The following is a 13,451-nucleotide window of genomic DNA, read 5'->3' on the forward strand; positions in this document are numbered from 1 at the left end:
ACCGGCATTCTCAAAAGCAAGCTACAATCCTGCTTAAAGTACAGTTGTATTGCTGGAGTTATCTTACAGAAAAAGGGCTTTTTGCGCCCTATCTCTATAGAAATAGCTAAAAGGCAAAGGCAAAAAAAAATCCTTGACTTTTTCTTCTTTCCTTTTTATTACCGATTAGAAACCCAAAATCTAAACTTCCTAAAGATTAATTTGGCTCAAAATATACCTCAATCTGTCGTAATCGTCTTTGAGAAGAAGGCTCAGAGTGCGTCCTGCTTTTATTAACCAATCGCGATCGCCTTTGCGTAATTGATAAATTTCTCTAATCGCCGCTCCTGCTAGCGCCTCTACGGGCGCACCGTTCACCTGCAATAAGGTTCGCAGAAAATCCAGCTGTTCGCTAAAGTGAATAATTTCTTCCGGTTCGCAGCGATAAACCGCTTGATGTATTTGCGGCGGACGAGGTGGCAGGTATTGATAAGTTATTCCGCCGACACGCTTGTAACCATTATTTCCCTGTCCTTGTGCCTCAAACCCAACTATGGCAGCGCGAAACTCGGTTTTGAGCATGGCGAATATCTGAGGTTGTTGCTCTCGCAGTTCCTCTAGTGACAGCCCTAATGCGCGCGCCCGGTGGATGGAATCAATTGGGCTGGTGGTGGCATGATAAACGATAGCATAGACTAAATTGCCCGATTCTTCATCAGTAGACTTGACCCAGCTGCCAAAAGGGGGCATGACTGGGAAGCTCAAGTCTTCGGGATCGAGACACTGGGCCAGGAATTCAGTCGTTGCCGTCTCAATCACTTCAGCAATATGGTTGGGCGATCGCTCGCCCGCAGCAAATTGGGGTAAGGGAAGACGCATAATCAATTATTCATTACTAATGGCTAATTGGAAAATTGCTATTAGCTATTAGCCATTAGCAATTAGCCATTTACTATTTTGCCTTTTTGCGTCCCGCTGTTGGCTCTAAAATTTCTAATTCTGATAGCTGGAAGGTAATTAGCTTATCCCAATTGCCGCCTTCAAACAGTACCGCTGCTTTATTATCGGTGACTCGTTGAACTAGCCCTTGAAAACCGTAGTAGGTATCGTCGATATTCTTCACTCGTACAGCCGTTCCAGGTAAAATCATAATTCCTTCTCAATTAAGTTTTCATTTATTAGCTTAATACAAGTGTTCATTTAATCATGGACTCATGGCTACTTGTTCTATAGCAATTCAAGGGTTGGGTGCGATACATCTGTAGGGATATGGCATTGCCTGTCCCTACCAAACGTTGATCTACTCCACCCAACTCTTGAAACTCTATATTATCTATTAGCCATAATTCATATGACTAATAACTAAAACTTCAGTCGGTGACGATAATTTGCCACAGATTCTACAATCCCAATAGCCAGGAAGTTCTTCAGCATCGCCGAACGACCGTAACTAACCCAAGGAAGGGGAATACCTGTCACTGGTGCTAATCCCATAGTCATGCCCAAGTTAACCACCACCTGAAACACAATCATCGATAAGACACCAATAGCGAGGAGCGAGCCAAAGTTGTCTTTAGCATTTTGGGCAATAATCACCAAGCGCAGACAGACTAACCAAAAGACCAATAGCAGACAGAAGCCCCCTACCAATCCCAGTTCCTCTCCTATAGCTGAGAAGATGAAGTCGGTATGCTGTTCCGGGATGAAGTTGAGTTGGGTTTGGGTTCCTTTGTGCAATCCTCGTCCCCAAAGTTCACCTGCACCGATGGCGATGCGAGATTGGATCAGGTGATAGCCGCCGCCGAGGGGGTCTTTGTCTGGGTCAAGGAAGAGGATGAGTCGGTCTTTTTGATAGTCTTTTAATAAGCCCCAAAATATCTTTCCTAGTTCGCCGCCGATCAGGTTGACTGCGATCGCTCCAATTGCACCGGACATGGGCCAGGGTAAGGTGCGCCAAGCAATTATCCCCATCAGTGCTGTCCAAACGAACCACCCAGGCATAAACACGTTAAAGAGGATGGCGGACATCACCGGAGAAGCGAGCAACACCAACCAACCTGGATTGGCATTACCCCAATAGAGCATCCCCAGCACGATCGCGCCAAACACCAGGGAGGTTCCCAAGTCTGGCTGCAAAAATACTAAAGCCCAAGGAACCCCAGTTATTGCCAAAGCTCTCAAAACCGCTGGAATGGTATTGGCGGGACGAGCGTGCAGCAGAGCAGCTAGGGTAATAATTACTCCTAATTTGGCAAATTCCGAGGGTTGGATGTTGAAGCTGCCGACAGTAATCCATCGTTGAGCGCCTTTAGCGGTAGTACCGATGATCATCACCCCTATCAGGGAGAGATTGGTGATAGCGTAGATAATCCAGTGCCACTGGAGCAGGTTTTCGTAACGCGATCGCGCAATAAACATCGCCACTACCAAACCAATCGCGCCCATCAGCCAGTGCCACCACCAATCTGTTAGCCCCAGGTGGAGTTCCGCGCTGCGGATCATCACACCCCCAAGAATGGTAAGGCCAACGGTAAGAAACAATAGCAGCCAGTCTACCTCTTGCCAAGGTGCCAGCATCGATCTCCAACGAAAACCAGTCAGTGACTTGTGCAACATTGCTAAAGAAGTAAAAATTTAAAAATTAAAAGGCAAAAGAAAGAATATTTTTTACTTTTGCCTTTTGTCTTTTGCCTTATGCTAGGGCTGCAATGGAGACTTTAGCCGCTATTTGAGATGCGATCGCAAACAGCGCTTTCGCAGATGCTGACTCTGGTTTGTCAACCACAATCGGCACTCCCGCATCGCCTCCTTCCCGCACAGGCATTTCTAACGGTACACAACCCAGTAAGGGTACACCCAGTTCCTGTGCTGTCTTTTCCCCGCCTCCAGAACCAAAGATGTCGTACTTTTTGTCTGGCATATCTGGTGGAATAAAATAGCTCATATTTTCCACCATCCCCAACACTTTTACTCCCAACTGCTGGAACATCTTCAAGCCCTTGCGCGAGTCTAACAAAGCCACTGTCTGCGGTGTAGTGACAATCACCACCCCAGCCATTGGTACCGCCTGCGCTAAAGTCAACTGAGCATCACCAGTACCAGGGGGCATATCGACAATCAGATAATCGAGTTCGCCCCACTCCGCTTGGTAGAGAAACTGGCGAATGATGCCATTAAGCATCGGCCCTCGCCAAATCACAGGCTGATCTTTGTCAATCAAAAACCCCATTGAGACTAATTTGACACCGTAGTTGAAAGCAGGTTCCAGCACCTCGCCAGAGGGGCCTTGCCTTACCGTCATCTGAGCATCCGATAGTCCCAACATTGTTGGGTCATTGGGCCCGTAAATATCCGCATCAATTAAACCAACTTTTGCCCCCATATGTGCTAAAGCCACCGCTACGTTTACCGCAACGGTACTTTTGCCCACACCACCCTTACCGCTGGAAATTGCCACAATATTTTTTACACCAGCAATCCCTGTGCGATCCGGAAGAGATTTTTGTTGGGGGGTTTCGGCAGTGACATCCACCACCACATCTGTTACTTCTGGTAGATTCTTTTTCAACGCCTGTTCGCATTCCTCGACAATGAACTGGCGTAGGGGACAGGCGGGTGTCGTCAGTACCAGAGTAAAGCTGACTTTACCGTTATCAATGGACACATTGCGAATCATGTTCAATTCAACCAAACTCTTGCGGAGTTCGGGATCTTGCACTGGTCGCAATACTTCTAAAACTGAACTAGCATCGAGCATAGGACACTTATATTCCTTATCCCACTTGCAACTGGCAAGCGATCGCCGAAGCGGATTCTCTCACAATAAAGCATCTTAACGGTTGCGAGTGCGCGATCGCGCTATACAGTTGCTCTGTTCCAATTTTGAATTTAAGATTCGGAATTGATAATTCCCCACTCCCCTTGTTTCACCCTTGCGCTTGTAAACTCACCTGTTCAGCTGCGGAGGCTAATTCAGCGGCTACGCGGGCTGAAGAAGACCGAATCATCCACCAAATTAAGGGCGATAACCAACCGCGCAAGGTGACTGAATAAGAAACATACGTACCGCAGACAGTAGATTCCACCTGGTAAGTCACTCGTTTCTCCACCCCTGGAATCGCCAAAACTCTCGCGCTGAGTAACTCGCAGGGACGAACGCGCTCAACAAAAACCCTAATTGGAATTGGCATCAAGCGGGTAACTGCGTTATAGATCAAACCCGGTTTAGCAATCAGCCCCCTAGGAACATTAGTGCTGGTAAGAAGAGGATGCCAAGATACATCGCCTAAGTTAATTAATTTTTCCCATAAGACATCCACGGAGGCGGAACTTACAACGCGATACGTCCGAGCCAGAGAAAAGCGGAAGGAAAAACCTTTTCGACCAACGATGAACTTGAAGGAAAAATTGAGAATCACAACACCCCCGCAGCGAGTCTCCAAGGTAACTTATCATTATAGAATAAATTATTTGTGTCTAGCATCCTTCTGTAGGATATTTCCAGAGCCACCTGTATATTTTTTATGGAAGGACGATGGGTGAGATTGGTCTAAATCAATTCCAGCTAGTTTATAAGTTGCTTACCCATTCTCGATTAGTTAGGGTAACTTTACCCATCACATCTTTTTGCGTGATCACGCCTCCCTAGATTCCGGTCACGTCGAAGAATTATAGGCTGGGTTTGGCAGAAGCTCTAAGCATTTAAATCGCTCTTAGAATAAGGGCATAATTTTTTCCGCTACTTTTAGCCCAGATGGACAGACGCTGGCCCGTGGTAGTGATGATAAGACGATTATGATTTGGCGAGGTTATTAATGAAATGGCTAGTTCTACTGGAGGGTAAAGAATCCCATCTTAGGAGTCTTACCCAATTACTTCGTTCGCCCGAATGGAGTGTGATTAAAGAAGAGGGGAGTTACTACCTAAGTTCTTCACGCTTTGACTTGCTAACAGATGATATTGAGATGTATGCCTGTGCCACTGAACTTTTGACTTTGATAAATGGAGTGGCAATGTTTTATTTTGGAGATTTTAAACCATTTACACTTGATGTCATTGTTCGAGTTGATGAAAACGGAAAGAGGCATCCAGAGGTTTTACTTTCAGCAATTTGGACTATTGAAGGCTTCGGTTTTGATATTGAAGGGGATGAAAGTGAGGACTTTTACCAACACCCTAGCGACTTAGAAACTTGGGCAACAATTGCAGACCAAGACGAGAAAGTAAAAAAAGTTTTTCGTATATGGACTAAGCGTGAACACGACTGGGTTAATCTTTACAAAATTTACGAAGTCGTTCAAGACGACGTTGGTAGCAGAATCACAGAAGATGGCTGGGCTACAAAAAAGAAGACAGAATGCTTCACTCGGACGGCTCAGAGTCCTGATGCGATTGGCGATGATGCACGTCACGGGGTTGAGAAGTCGTCTCAGCCACCGAAGAGTCCTATGTCCTTGCTAGAAGCACAGCGTCTGATCATAGTAATTGTGAGAAAGTGGCTTGGGTGGAAATCCAAAGAACAGAAATAGTCTAGTAGATACAACAACGCGATCGCCAACCCCGTTTTTGCTAGAAGGCGATCGCTCTTAAGAAAATGGATAAAATCAATGGACGCGATCACAACCATTAGTGTCAACTTAACGTTGCTTGGGCGGTTTCAACCGCAGCTACACAGGCTAACTGCATGAAATTCTCATAGTCTCGTGCAACGCGAGACTTGGTTTGTGTCGCCGCGTGGCTCCATTCGTCGGGGCTTAAGTTGACACCGATAGTTTGCTTGGCAACCGGACAGCTTAATATATTTAAGATCCTCGACTTGTACCCAATTGTTCTGTTAAATAACATTAAGATTTTGAAATTATGACAGTTTCGACTACAGAAACAACATCTAGCAACCTTCTCCCCCCAGATGACTCAAAAGCTAGAGTCAGCCAGTTTATGCAACAGCTGCAAGACCAAATTTGTCAGGGTTTGGAACAGCTGGATGGAGGCGGAACTTTTCGACAAGATGCCTGGGAACGAGAAGAAGGCGGCGGCGGTCGTTCTCGCGTAATCCGCGAGGGTGAAGTGTTTGAACAGGGCGGAGTTAATTTTTCTGAAGTCTGGGGACACCAGCTACCGCCATCGATTTTAGTGCAACGTCCAGAAGCTGCGGGACACGGCTTTTATGCTACTGGCACTTCGATGGTGTTGCATCCTCGCAATCCCTACGTCCCCACCGTTCACCTGAATTATCGCTACTTTGAGGCAGGCCCTGTGTGGTGGTTTGGTGGCGGTATCGATTTAACACCTTATTACCCATTTGCGGAAGATGTCGCCCATTTCCACCGCACCATGAAGCAAGCCTGTGATGCCCACCATCCAGAGTATTACCCAACCTTTAAACGGTGGTGCGACGAATATTTTTATCTGAAGCATCGGCAAGAAACGCGGGGAGTAGGTGGTATATTTTTTGACTATCAAGATGGTCAAGGCGTTTTGTATCGCGGCCCGGATGCCCAAGGGCCAGCGGCAGATTATAGCAACAAAGTTGGTACGCCAGAGCCGCGCAACTGGGAAAAGATATTTGCCTTTGTGCAGCAATGCGGTCAGGCATTTCTACCAGCTTATGTTCCCATTGTCGAGCGGCGGCAGTCGATGGAGTATAGCGATCGCCAGCGTAACTTCCAACTATATCGTCGCGGTCGCTACGTAGAATTTAACCTCGTCTATGACCGAGGCACAATTTTTGGACTTCAGACTAACGGACGCACTGAGTCAATTTTGATGTCTTTACCGCCACTGGTACGTTGGGAATATGGCTATCAACCAGAACCGAACACCCCAGAAGCTGAGCTTTATGAAACTTTCTTGAAGCCGCAAGATTGGGCAAACTGGACACCAGATAAAGCGTCCCAGACCTGAGTTAGACTATGGGAAAATATCCACTTAGATAGCACAAGTGGGCTATTTTGGCTATATCTGAGGTAAGGGTCAGTGTTTCACATCAACCAGAAAACACATACGACCCAGGACGGTACTAAAATCATCGTTTTGGCACCCACAGGACGGCTGGACATCAGAACGGCTTTGCAGTTTCGCGTTTATTTGCAGGAGTGTATCTTAAACCTGAGTCGTCATGTGGTCGTGAATCTCCAAGGGGTAGAGTTCATTGATAGCTCTGGACTCACCTCGCTGGTGGCTGGAATGCGATACGCAGATAAAGTGAAAGGAAGTTTCCGCCTTTGTCATCCACTACCAGAAGCCAAGGTGGTGTTTGAAATTACTATGATGGATTCGGTGTTGGAAATCTATGACGATTGCTTAGACTGCTTGGAAAACCCAAATGCCACGCCGAAAATCGGTTCCACCAAAGGAAGCGGCCGATTGCTACCCAACACTGAAGGTAAGGAATAAAGATTGGGGATTGGGAATTGGGAATTAGAAGGTTTCTTACCTAGTCCCTAGTCCCTTGTGCCCAGCCCCCAGTCCCCAGTCCCCAGCCACTATTCTCAAAATCATACAAAATAGGCTTTTGCTACCTGTTATATATGAGTTAGAGTTAGACTACTGAAAGTTCAATTCATGCGAGCGATCGCACTATAATGCAGCTCCTCTGTAGGTATTAAAGATGGAGCTTCCGGAGCAAGGAGGTCTTGGTGATTCACATCGATCAGAGAACACATACGACTCAAGACGGAACTACAGTCATCGTCTTGGCACCCACTGGACGCCTAGATATTACAACCGCATGGCAGTTTCGCCTGAAGTTGCAGGAATGTATTTCTAAACTCAGTCGCCACGTCGTTGTTAATCTCGGTCAGGTTAATTTTATCGACAGCTCTGGACTAACGTCGCTGGTGGCAGGGATGCGGGATGCTGATAAAGTCAAAGGTAGTTTCCGCATTTGTAACGTTCATCCAGAAGCCAAGCTGGTGTTTGAAGTCACCATGATGGATTCGGTTTTTGAAATTTTTGAAACTGAAGAAGAGGCTCTTGAAGGAGTACCTCGCAGCATGGTCAGCTGAGGCAGTTATTAGCCACTTTAAGAGTTGGAAAGTTGAAAACTTGAAACGTGGGAACGTTTTGAGAATTTTCAAACTTTCATATTTTTAAATGCCTACTGACAACGGACTTCAGCTCGGTAGCTCAGTAGAAAAATCTTGCCGCTTGCTGAAAATGTAGGGGCCAAGGAGCGCCCCCCAGATGGCTTTGCCTGTTTGGGGGTCTATCCCTTTGTCAAAGCTTCTAAATTCCTTCTGAGTTGCCTCAAATCCCAGAGCAACTTGGTAAGTTTGCCCTAGATAGGTAAAGCAGCACCGGGTATCAGGTGCAGGTACAGCGGAAAATTTATAACTATTTTGGGTTAAGTGTTGCTGAGTGACAGTTAGGGTGCAGCCTGGTAAAAAATCCATTTGCTCCGGTGTAAGTGTCTTCAGCAACGATGGATTCTGTCCAGCACCCCTGATGCGATCTGGATCTTTGAGCATATAATATTGCACCACACACCCTTCTGAGGTGTCGCTTTGGCACAGGCGCAGAATCCGCGGACGATAGGGTTGATCCAGTTTAAGGATGTTGGCTTGCTCTGCAAATAGGGTGAGGCTGTCTTCTGTAAATAAGTGTACTGGTCGCAGCCAAAGGCGTAGGTGTACATACCACGCAGGATCTTTTATCGCTTGTTCTCGATTATCAAATTCCCCAGCCAGGTAGCTAGCGAGGAGAGTTAGTTCCGGGGAGAAGGTCATAATAAAATGGCTAATGGCTAATGGCTAATGGCTAATGACAATAAACAATTAGCCATTAGTGATCCCAGCGATCCCGCATTTTAGCTTGCCCAGTGGATCTGTAAAACATGAGCTTGGCAAACGTGTCCTTAAGGGAGACAATAGGGTTAAGTTTCCCTTAAAAATTCCCGGTGAATAACGTCCGCACTGTATCAGACACTAAAAGAACTTTTTATAGTCTCCACACCCGCCCCATAAACTCCATCTATCGGCGGGTTGTGGAAGAGTTGATGGTGGAAATGCACTTGCTTTCAGTCAATGTGGACTTTCGCTATGACCCCATATATGGACTGGGGGTGGTAACGTCCTTTAACCGCTTCATGCAAGGCTATCGACCAGAAAGGGATAAAGAACCCATTTTTGATGCCTTGTGTCAGGCAGTAGGGGACAAGACGGAACAGTACAAGCAAGATGCCCAGCGGCTGGAGGAATTAGCTAAGCGGCTTCCAGGTAAAGAAATAGTTGCTTGGTTAAACCCAACGGCGGATACTAGGGGTGCTTCAGAGTTACACGATGCAGCTGTAAAGGCGATCACTAACCATACTCAATTTAAGTACAGCCGTTTGTTTGCGATTGGTCTATATACGCTGCTGGAATTGGCAGACCCAGATCTGGTTAAAGACGAAAAACAGCGAATTGAGGCACTTAGGCACATTTGTCTGGGCTTGAGCCTCCCAGAAGACAAATTGCTCAAAGATTTGGAGTTTTACCGCAGCAATCTGGAAAAAATGGCCCAGATGCGTCTGGTCATGGAAGATACCCTCGTAGCGGAACGAAAAAAACGGGAACGTTCCGCAGATAAAGGCGTTGTGGCGGCTCCTCCAAATAGTCCTTAAGACTCAATTCGAGGCGGAAGTCTCGAAAAGTCTCCTTACCAGGCAAGAGCCTGGTAAAAAGGATTGATAGGCTCTAACCTCCCTGATTGTAGGGGAACTCAATTTTTACTTTTTAGAGCCATATTTCTAACATCAGACAAATTTAACCTTCTACCCACCAAAGGGTAGGAGGTTAAGTTTTGTGTTTAATTCAAATGAGAACCGCTATGGTTTCCTGCAAAAATCCCAAATCTCCGAATTTTTGCGATCGCAAATTGCCAAACTCAGATAATGGCGATCGCGCTATAGGGTATGCGGCTTCAGATTCGGCAGTTTGTGATGTAGTCTTAAACGAAAGGGGCTAAGCGTTGAATCAGCTGTTCGGCTGGCAGCACACCCTCAATGCGATCCACTTGCTGACCATTTTTAAAGAGTACCAGCGTCGGCAGGGCGTGAACCTGATAGTTAGTAGCCAAATCTGGATAGTTATCCGTATCAACTTTTACAACTTGCACGCGATCGCTCATGCGGGTGTTCACCTGATCCAAAATCGAAGCCATCATCTGACAGGGGCCGCACCAGGTAGCATAAAAATCTACTAATATCAGCTTTTGGGAACTAGACAGTAATTCTTGGAAACTGCTGAACTGCTTTTTGGTCGCCATATTACAAAATCAGTTTTCTACTCTTTCACGATTATCGTAATCTTTAAAAAGATTAATTCGGTCATTCCGAAGTACGAATCAACATAAGATAATTAGCGCGGTTGCACAATCGCGATCGTGTAAGCCGACGCAGCAAGAGGAATTATTGATGGAAGCATTACTAAACTACCAGCAACGATTGCAGGGAAAAGTTGCCATCGTCACAGGCGCTTCACGGGGAATTGGTCGAGCGATCGCCCTCGCATTAGCATCTGAGGGAGCCGACGTAGTTGTTAATTATGCCAGTTCTAGTGGCGCAGCCGAAAAGGTGGTGGAGGAAATTACAGCCAAGGGCGTAGGGAGTGCGATCGCAGTAGCTGCCGATGTCTCCAAAGCTGACCAAGTAGACACCCTCCTCAACACCGTAATGGAGAAGTGGAACCGCGTCGATGTGCTAGTGAACAATGCTGGCATTACCCGCGACACTCTGCTACTACGGATGAAGCCGGAGGATTGGCAAGCAGTGATAGACCTCAACCTAACTGGTGTCTTTTTGTGTACGCGAGTCGTCAGTAAAGTGATGCTCAAGCAACGCTCTGGGCGCATTATTAATATTGCCTCAGTTGCAGGTCAGATGGGCAACCCTGGTCAGGCAAATTACAGCGCCGCTAAAGCTGGTGTAATTGGCTTTACCAAAACGGTTGCTAAAGAGTTAGCCAGTCGCGGCATTACGGTAAATGCCGTTGCGCCCGGCTTTATCTCCACTGATATGACCAGCAATCTCAAGTCAGAGGAAATCTTGAAATTCATTCCTCTAGGGCGCTACGGTGAGGCAGAGGAAGTCGCTGGTTTGGTACGTTTTCTAGCCGCGGACGCTGCTGCTGGCTATATTACTGGTCAAACGCTTAATGTAGATGGCGGCATGGTGATGGCATAGAACCGTATCTCCGGTAGAGACGTATACAACGTCTCTACATTCTGCCCGCTTAATTCTATAAGCTCAAAGCAAAAGCTGAAATCTCCAGTTAGGGCGTAATTGAGAGATTAGGATTGGGGTGTGCTTGCACTAATAAGGTTAAAAAGTGTGGACTTCAGGTAATTTCACTTAGGTGCTGTCCTGACATCTGTGCCAGACTTAATCCAGACTTAATTAGTAGAAGTTGCGTGGCAGCAAGTATTAGGAGCAATGATGGACAATCAAAATTTATCCACAGCACAAGCAAATTTAAAGCTTGCACTTTGGAATGTAGAAGCCGAGTCAGTAAAAAGTAGTGAAGTATACGCGCAACTTCAAGAGCTTGGGCTTCCCGAAGAAGTTGTCAGTCGCTTGCATGAACTAATTACTTTTACAAAAAAGGTTACGGGTAAAGTCTTTGCTGTCGGAAAAATTGTGCTATTAAAAATTCTTCAGTTCGTCAAAGCTCATCCATTTTTAGTGGTGGGGGTTGGAATAGGTGCTGTAATTGGGGCTGCTATTGCAGGTTTAATAACTTCGATACCATTTTTAGGACAATTTTTAGCTCCATTGGCAGCAGCATTGGGAAGAACTGTTACTGTAATTGGTGCAGTCGTTGGACATAGACTAGACAAGCAATTTCAAGGTGTAGGTGAAGACATTGCTGAAATTGTTCAACAGTTCTTTTCTCTTCTTGTGGACGTATTTAATACTGTGTTTCGTGGCGTTGTTACTGCTTAATCTCTAGATTGAAATACCAGAGGCTTAAAATGTCTGAACAACAAAATTTGACTAAAGAACAACTGATCAAGGTAATTGAACAACTAGAGAAGAATCCGAATGACAGAAGCGGAATTCTTGGGGATGTTGGAGTGACTGCATTAGGGGCTGCTGGAGCCGGAGTAGCAGCAGCATTTTTTGGTGCAACAACAGCTTACATACCCATCATCGGTGTTACTTTGGCTGTAGCTGCTGCTCCTGTTACACTCGTTGCGGGTGCTGCTGTAGCTGGCGGAGCTGCTGTATATGGTGTATCGAGATTAATCAAAGATGGTGGCTTTAATGAAGGTAAACGCAAGCAGTTATTGAATGAATATAAAGAAAAGTTGAGGGAAGTTGAAGCTAAAGAGAGACAGTCTAACTTTGATGAACATGATAAGACAAGATTTTATTCATTTTTGAAAGAACCGCTCAAACATAATTTGATTAGCCCTGACGATGCTCAACAATTGATGCAGGCTGTAGAAAAGGGTCATATCCCCCTTAGTGAAGCTTATAAACTTGTAGGGCAAGTTCTTTCAGATAGTCAAACAGCAGGGCAATTTCTTTCAGATAGCCAAACAAGGGAGCCTGAAAAAGTAATTACTCCTTGCCCAAATTGCTCTCAAAAGCTACGCGCTCCAAGTCATTTAGGACAAGTGAATTTGACCTGCCCCAAATGCAAGCATAGTTGGTTGTGGGTTCCAAAGTAATATTTACAGATTCTTTTGTTCTTACAATTCTGTAAGCGATCGCAGCGGTCTAATAAGCCCCTGCACCGGAACTCCCAAAAATAATGGTCGCCGAGGTACTTCAAACGTGTCGGTGAGCGTTTGAGATTGAGCCAAATTGCAGCCACCGTTTTTTATAATACGTATTTACAATATAAATACATTTTGCCTACACTGTGAGGTATGGATGTCTATTTCGTGCTTAATGATGTCACCTTTGTCTGGAACGAGGAGAAGGCACGGGTAAATCCCAGTAACCATGACGCCGTAACCTTTCAGCAAGCCGCAGAAGCATTCTTCGACCCTTTTCTAGTTGTAGTTGATGCCAGCCGCAATAATGAGGAACGAGATGCGATCATTGGTTTAGATCGGCGTGGAATCTTTTGTACGTTGTCTACATTGAGCGTGAAAACGACACGATTCGGATCATTTCAGCTCGCAAAGCGACACGCAAGGAACGTGAATATTATGAAAGCTGAGGCATTAAAAAAGCGATTAAATAAAAATCGTCCGATGACGACAATTACCATTCGCATTCCTGAAGATGTCATTGAAGATTTGAAGCGAGTAGCGCCATTACTAGGATTTTCTGGCTATCAGCCTTTAGTTCGCGCTTATATTGGTCAGGGACTTCGAGCCGATCTTGAGCGATTAGAGGGTGATACTGTCTCTGCACTGATTGCTAGTCTAAGAGGATGTTTGAAAAGTGGTGAGGGGTTAAATATTATGCCAACCGCCTGACCATGATACGGATCATTGCCAGATAAATAAAAGTCTCCGATGTTTCTGGCAATAACTCATAA

At 45.8% G+C, this 13,451-nt stretch carries 17 protein-coding genes and 1 pseudogene; 10 read left to right on the forward strand and 8 right to left on the reverse strand.

Annotated elements, in window-relative coordinates; all coding sequences use genetic code 11:
- Positions 1-189: 189 nt before the first annotated feature.
- The 5 genes from H6F66_RS18730 to H6F66_RS18750 all read right to left on the reverse strand — a co-directional run bounded on the left by H6F66_RS18730 (position 190) and on the right by H6F66_RS18750 (position 4,397).
- Positions 190-858 carry an HAS-barrel domain-containing protein gene (locus tag H6F66_RS18730; protein ID WP_190424074.1) on the reverse strand — a complete coding sequence of 223 codons (669 nt, stop codon included), beginning with the start codon at positions 856-858 and terminating at the stop codon, positions 190-192.
- A gap of 73 nt (positions 859-931) precedes the next feature.
- The gene (locus tag H6F66_RS18735) at positions 932-1,129 is read right to left on the reverse strand and encodes an NAD(P)H dehydrogenase subunit NdhS (RefSeq protein WP_190424076.1); all 198 of its coding nucleotides are present in this window, start codon (positions 1,127-1,129) and stop codon (positions 932-934) included.
- A 212-nt stretch (positions 1,130-1,341) separates the two neighbouring features.
- Positions 1,342-2,595, reverse strand: a complete 1,254-nt coding sequence (rodA, locus tag H6F66_RS18740; protein WP_190424078.1) for a rod shape-determining protein RodA — start codon at positions 2,593-2,595, stop codon at positions 1,342-1,344.
- 76 nt (positions 2,596-2,671) lie between these two features.
- Entirely contained in the window at positions 2,672-3,736 is a 1,065-nt protein-coding gene (locus tag H6F66_RS18745; protein ID WP_190424080.1) for an Mrp/NBP35 family ATP-binding protein, read from the reverse strand.
- A gap of 169 nt (positions 3,737-3,905) precedes the next feature.
- A complete protein-coding gene (locus tag H6F66_RS18750) occupies positions 3,906-4,397 on the reverse strand; it encodes an SRPBCC family protein (RefSeq protein ID WP_190424082.1) in 492 nt (163 codons plus the stop codon).
- Positions 4,398-4,793: 396 nt separating this feature from the next.
- Between H6F66_RS18750 and H6F66_RS18760 the strand changes: the two genes are divergently transcribed.
- Positions 4,794-5,507 carry a hypothetical protein gene (locus H6F66_RS18760; protein ID WP_190424083.1) on the forward strand — a complete coding sequence of 238 codons (714 nt, stop codon included), beginning with the start codon at positions 4,794-4,796 and terminating at the stop codon, positions 5,505-5,507.
- 103 nt (positions 5,508-5,610) lie between these two features.
- Here the strand turns inward: H6F66_RS18760 and H6F66_RS18765 are convergent, their stop codons facing one another.
- Positions 5,611-5,823 (reverse strand): hypothetical protein, encoded by a 213-nt coding sequence (locus H6F66_RS18765; protein ID WP_190424086.1) that lies wholly within the window; start codon positions 5,821-5,823, stop codon positions 5,611-5,613.
- Between the two features lie 15 nt (positions 5,824-5,838).
- Here H6F66_RS18765 and hemF point away from each other — a divergent pair, with 15 nt between their 5' ends.
- From hemF to H6F66_RS18780, 3 genes are all read left to right on the forward strand, one after another.
- Positions 5,839-6,882 (forward strand): oxygen-dependent coproporphyrinogen oxidase, encoded by a 1,044-nt coding sequence (hemF, locus tag H6F66_RS18770; RefSeq protein ID WP_190424088.1) that lies wholly within the window; start codon positions 5,839-5,841, stop codon positions 6,880-6,882.
- Between the two features lie 72 nt (positions 6,883-6,954).
- Positions 6,955-7,374: an anti-sigma factor antagonist gene (locus tag H6F66_RS18775; RefSeq protein WP_190424090.1), complete on the forward strand. Its 420-nt coding sequence runs from the start codon at positions 6,955-6,957 to the stop codon at positions 7,372-7,374.
- A 242-nt stretch (positions 7,375-7,616) separates the two neighbouring features.
- Positions 7,617-7,985 carry an STAS domain-containing protein gene (locus tag H6F66_RS18780; protein ID WP_190411700.1) on the forward strand — a complete coding sequence of 123 codons (369 nt, stop codon included), beginning with the start codon at positions 7,617-7,619 and terminating at the stop codon, positions 7,983-7,985.
- A gap of 108 nt (positions 7,986-8,093) precedes the next feature.
- On the opposite strand, the gene H6F66_RS18785 is transcribed toward H6F66_RS18780, so the two are convergent.
- Positions 8,094-8,705, reverse strand: coding sequence for a chromophore lyase CpcT/CpeT (locus H6F66_RS18785; protein WP_190424092.1), 612 nt, complete (start codon positions 8,703-8,705; stop codon positions 8,094-8,096).
- Between the two features lie 170 nt (positions 8,706-8,875).
- On the opposite strand from H6F66_RS18785, the gene psb29 reads away from it, so the two are divergent.
- Positions 8,876-9,580, forward strand: coding sequence for a photosystem II biogenesis protein Psp29 (psb29, locus tag H6F66_RS18790; protein WP_190424094.1), 705 nt, complete (start codon positions 8,876-8,878; stop codon positions 9,578-9,580).
- A 326-nt stretch (positions 9,581-9,906) separates the two neighbouring features.
- Here psb29 and trxA read toward each other — a convergent pair whose 3' ends face one another.
- The gene (gene trxA / locus H6F66_RS18795; protein WP_190424097.1) at positions 9,907-10,224 is read right to left on the reverse strand and encodes a thioredoxin; all 318 of its coding nucleotides are present in this window, start codon (positions 10,222-10,224) and stop codon (positions 9,907-9,909) included.
- Between the two features lie 148 nt (positions 10,225-10,372).
- Between trxA and fabG the strand changes: the two genes are divergently transcribed.
- From fabG to H6F66_RS29460, 5 genes and pseudogenes are all read left to right on the forward strand, one after another.
- Complete coding sequence (gene fabG / locus H6F66_RS18800) at positions 10,373-11,140, forward strand: 3-oxoacyl-[acyl-carrier-protein] reductase (RefSeq protein WP_347269404.1); 768 nt, start codon at positions 10,373-10,375, stop codon at positions 11,138-11,140.
- A gap of 249 nt (positions 11,141-11,389) precedes the next feature.
- On the forward strand, positions 11,390-11,899 hold the full coding sequence (locus H6F66_RS18805) for a hypothetical protein (RefSeq protein WP_199295271.1): 510 nt from the start codon (positions 11,390-11,392) through the stop codon (positions 11,897-11,899).
- A 29-nt stretch (positions 11,900-11,928) separates the two neighbouring features.
- Positions 11,929-12,630: a hypothetical protein gene (locus H6F66_RS18810; RefSeq protein ID WP_190424099.1), complete on the forward strand. Its 702-nt coding sequence runs from the start codon at positions 11,929-11,931 to the stop codon at positions 12,628-12,630.
- Positions 12,631-12,831: 201 nt separating this feature from the next.
- Positions 12,832-13,127 (forward strand): annotated as a pseudogene (locus H6F66_RS29455) (BrnT family toxin).
- Entirely contained in the window at positions 13,117-13,389 is a 273-nt protein-coding gene (locus tag H6F66_RS29460) for a hypothetical protein (protein WP_190424101.1), read from the forward strand. Before H6F66_RS29455 ends, H6F66_RS29460 begins: the two are co-directional and overlap by 11 nt.
- The last annotated feature ends 62 nt before the right edge of the window (positions 13,390-13,451 follow it).

The sequence above is a fragment of the Trichocoleus sp. FACHB-6 genome, from assembly GCF_014695815.1.
Taxonomy (GTDB): Bacteria; Cyanobacteriota; Cyanobacteriia; order Cyanobacteriales; family FACHB-T130; genus Funiculus; species Funiculus sociatus.

Coding starts and splice junctions, on each gene's coding strand:
- fabG (WP_347269404.1), top strand. CDS start 10,373: ATGGAAGCATTACTAAACTACCAGCAACGATTGCAGGGAAAAGTTGCC.
- H6F66_RS29460 (WP_190424101.1), top strand. CDS start 13,117: ATGAAAGCTGAGGCATTAAAAAAGCGATTAAATAAAAATCGTCCGATG.
- H6F66_RS18805 (WP_199295271.1), top strand. CDS start 11,390: ATGATGGACAATCAAAATTTATCCACAGCACAAGCAAATTTAAAGCTT.
- H6F66_RS18760 (WP_190424083.1), top strand. CDS start 4,794: ATGAAATGGCTAGTTCTACTGGAGGGTAAAGAATCCCATCTTAGGAGT.
- rodA (WP_190424078.1), bottom strand. CDS start 2,595: ATGTTGCACAAGTCACTGACTGGTTTTCGTTGGAGATCGATGCTGGCA.
- H6F66_RS18765 (WP_190424086.1), bottom strand. CDS start 5,823: ATGTTATTTAACAGAACAATTGGGTACAAGTCGAGGATCTTAAATATA.
- H6F66_RS18810 (WP_190424099.1), top strand. CDS start 11,929: ATGTCTGAACAACAAAATTTGACTAAAGAACAACTGATCAAGGTAATT.
- trxA (WP_190424097.1), bottom strand. CDS start 10,224: ATGGCGACCAAAAAGCAGTTCAGCAGTTTCCAAGAATTACTGTCTAGT.
- H6F66_RS18730 (WP_190424074.1), bottom strand. CDS start 858: ATGCGTCTTCCCTTACCCCAATTTGCTGCGGGCGAGCGATCGCCCAAC.
- H6F66_RS18785 (WP_190424092.1), bottom strand. CDS start 8,705: ATGACCTTCTCCCCGGAACTAACTCTCCTCGCTAGCTACCTGGCTGGG.
- hemF (WP_190424088.1), top strand. CDS start 5,839: ATGACAGTTTCGACTACAGAAACAACATCTAGCAACCTTCTCCCCCCA.
- H6F66_RS18735 (WP_190424076.1), bottom strand. CDS start 1,129: ATGATTTTACCTGGAACGGCTGTACGAGTGAAGAATATCGACGATACC.
- H6F66_RS18745 (WP_190424080.1), bottom strand. CDS start 3,736: ATGCTCGATGCTAGTTCAGTTTTAGAAGTATTGCGACCAGTGCAAGAT.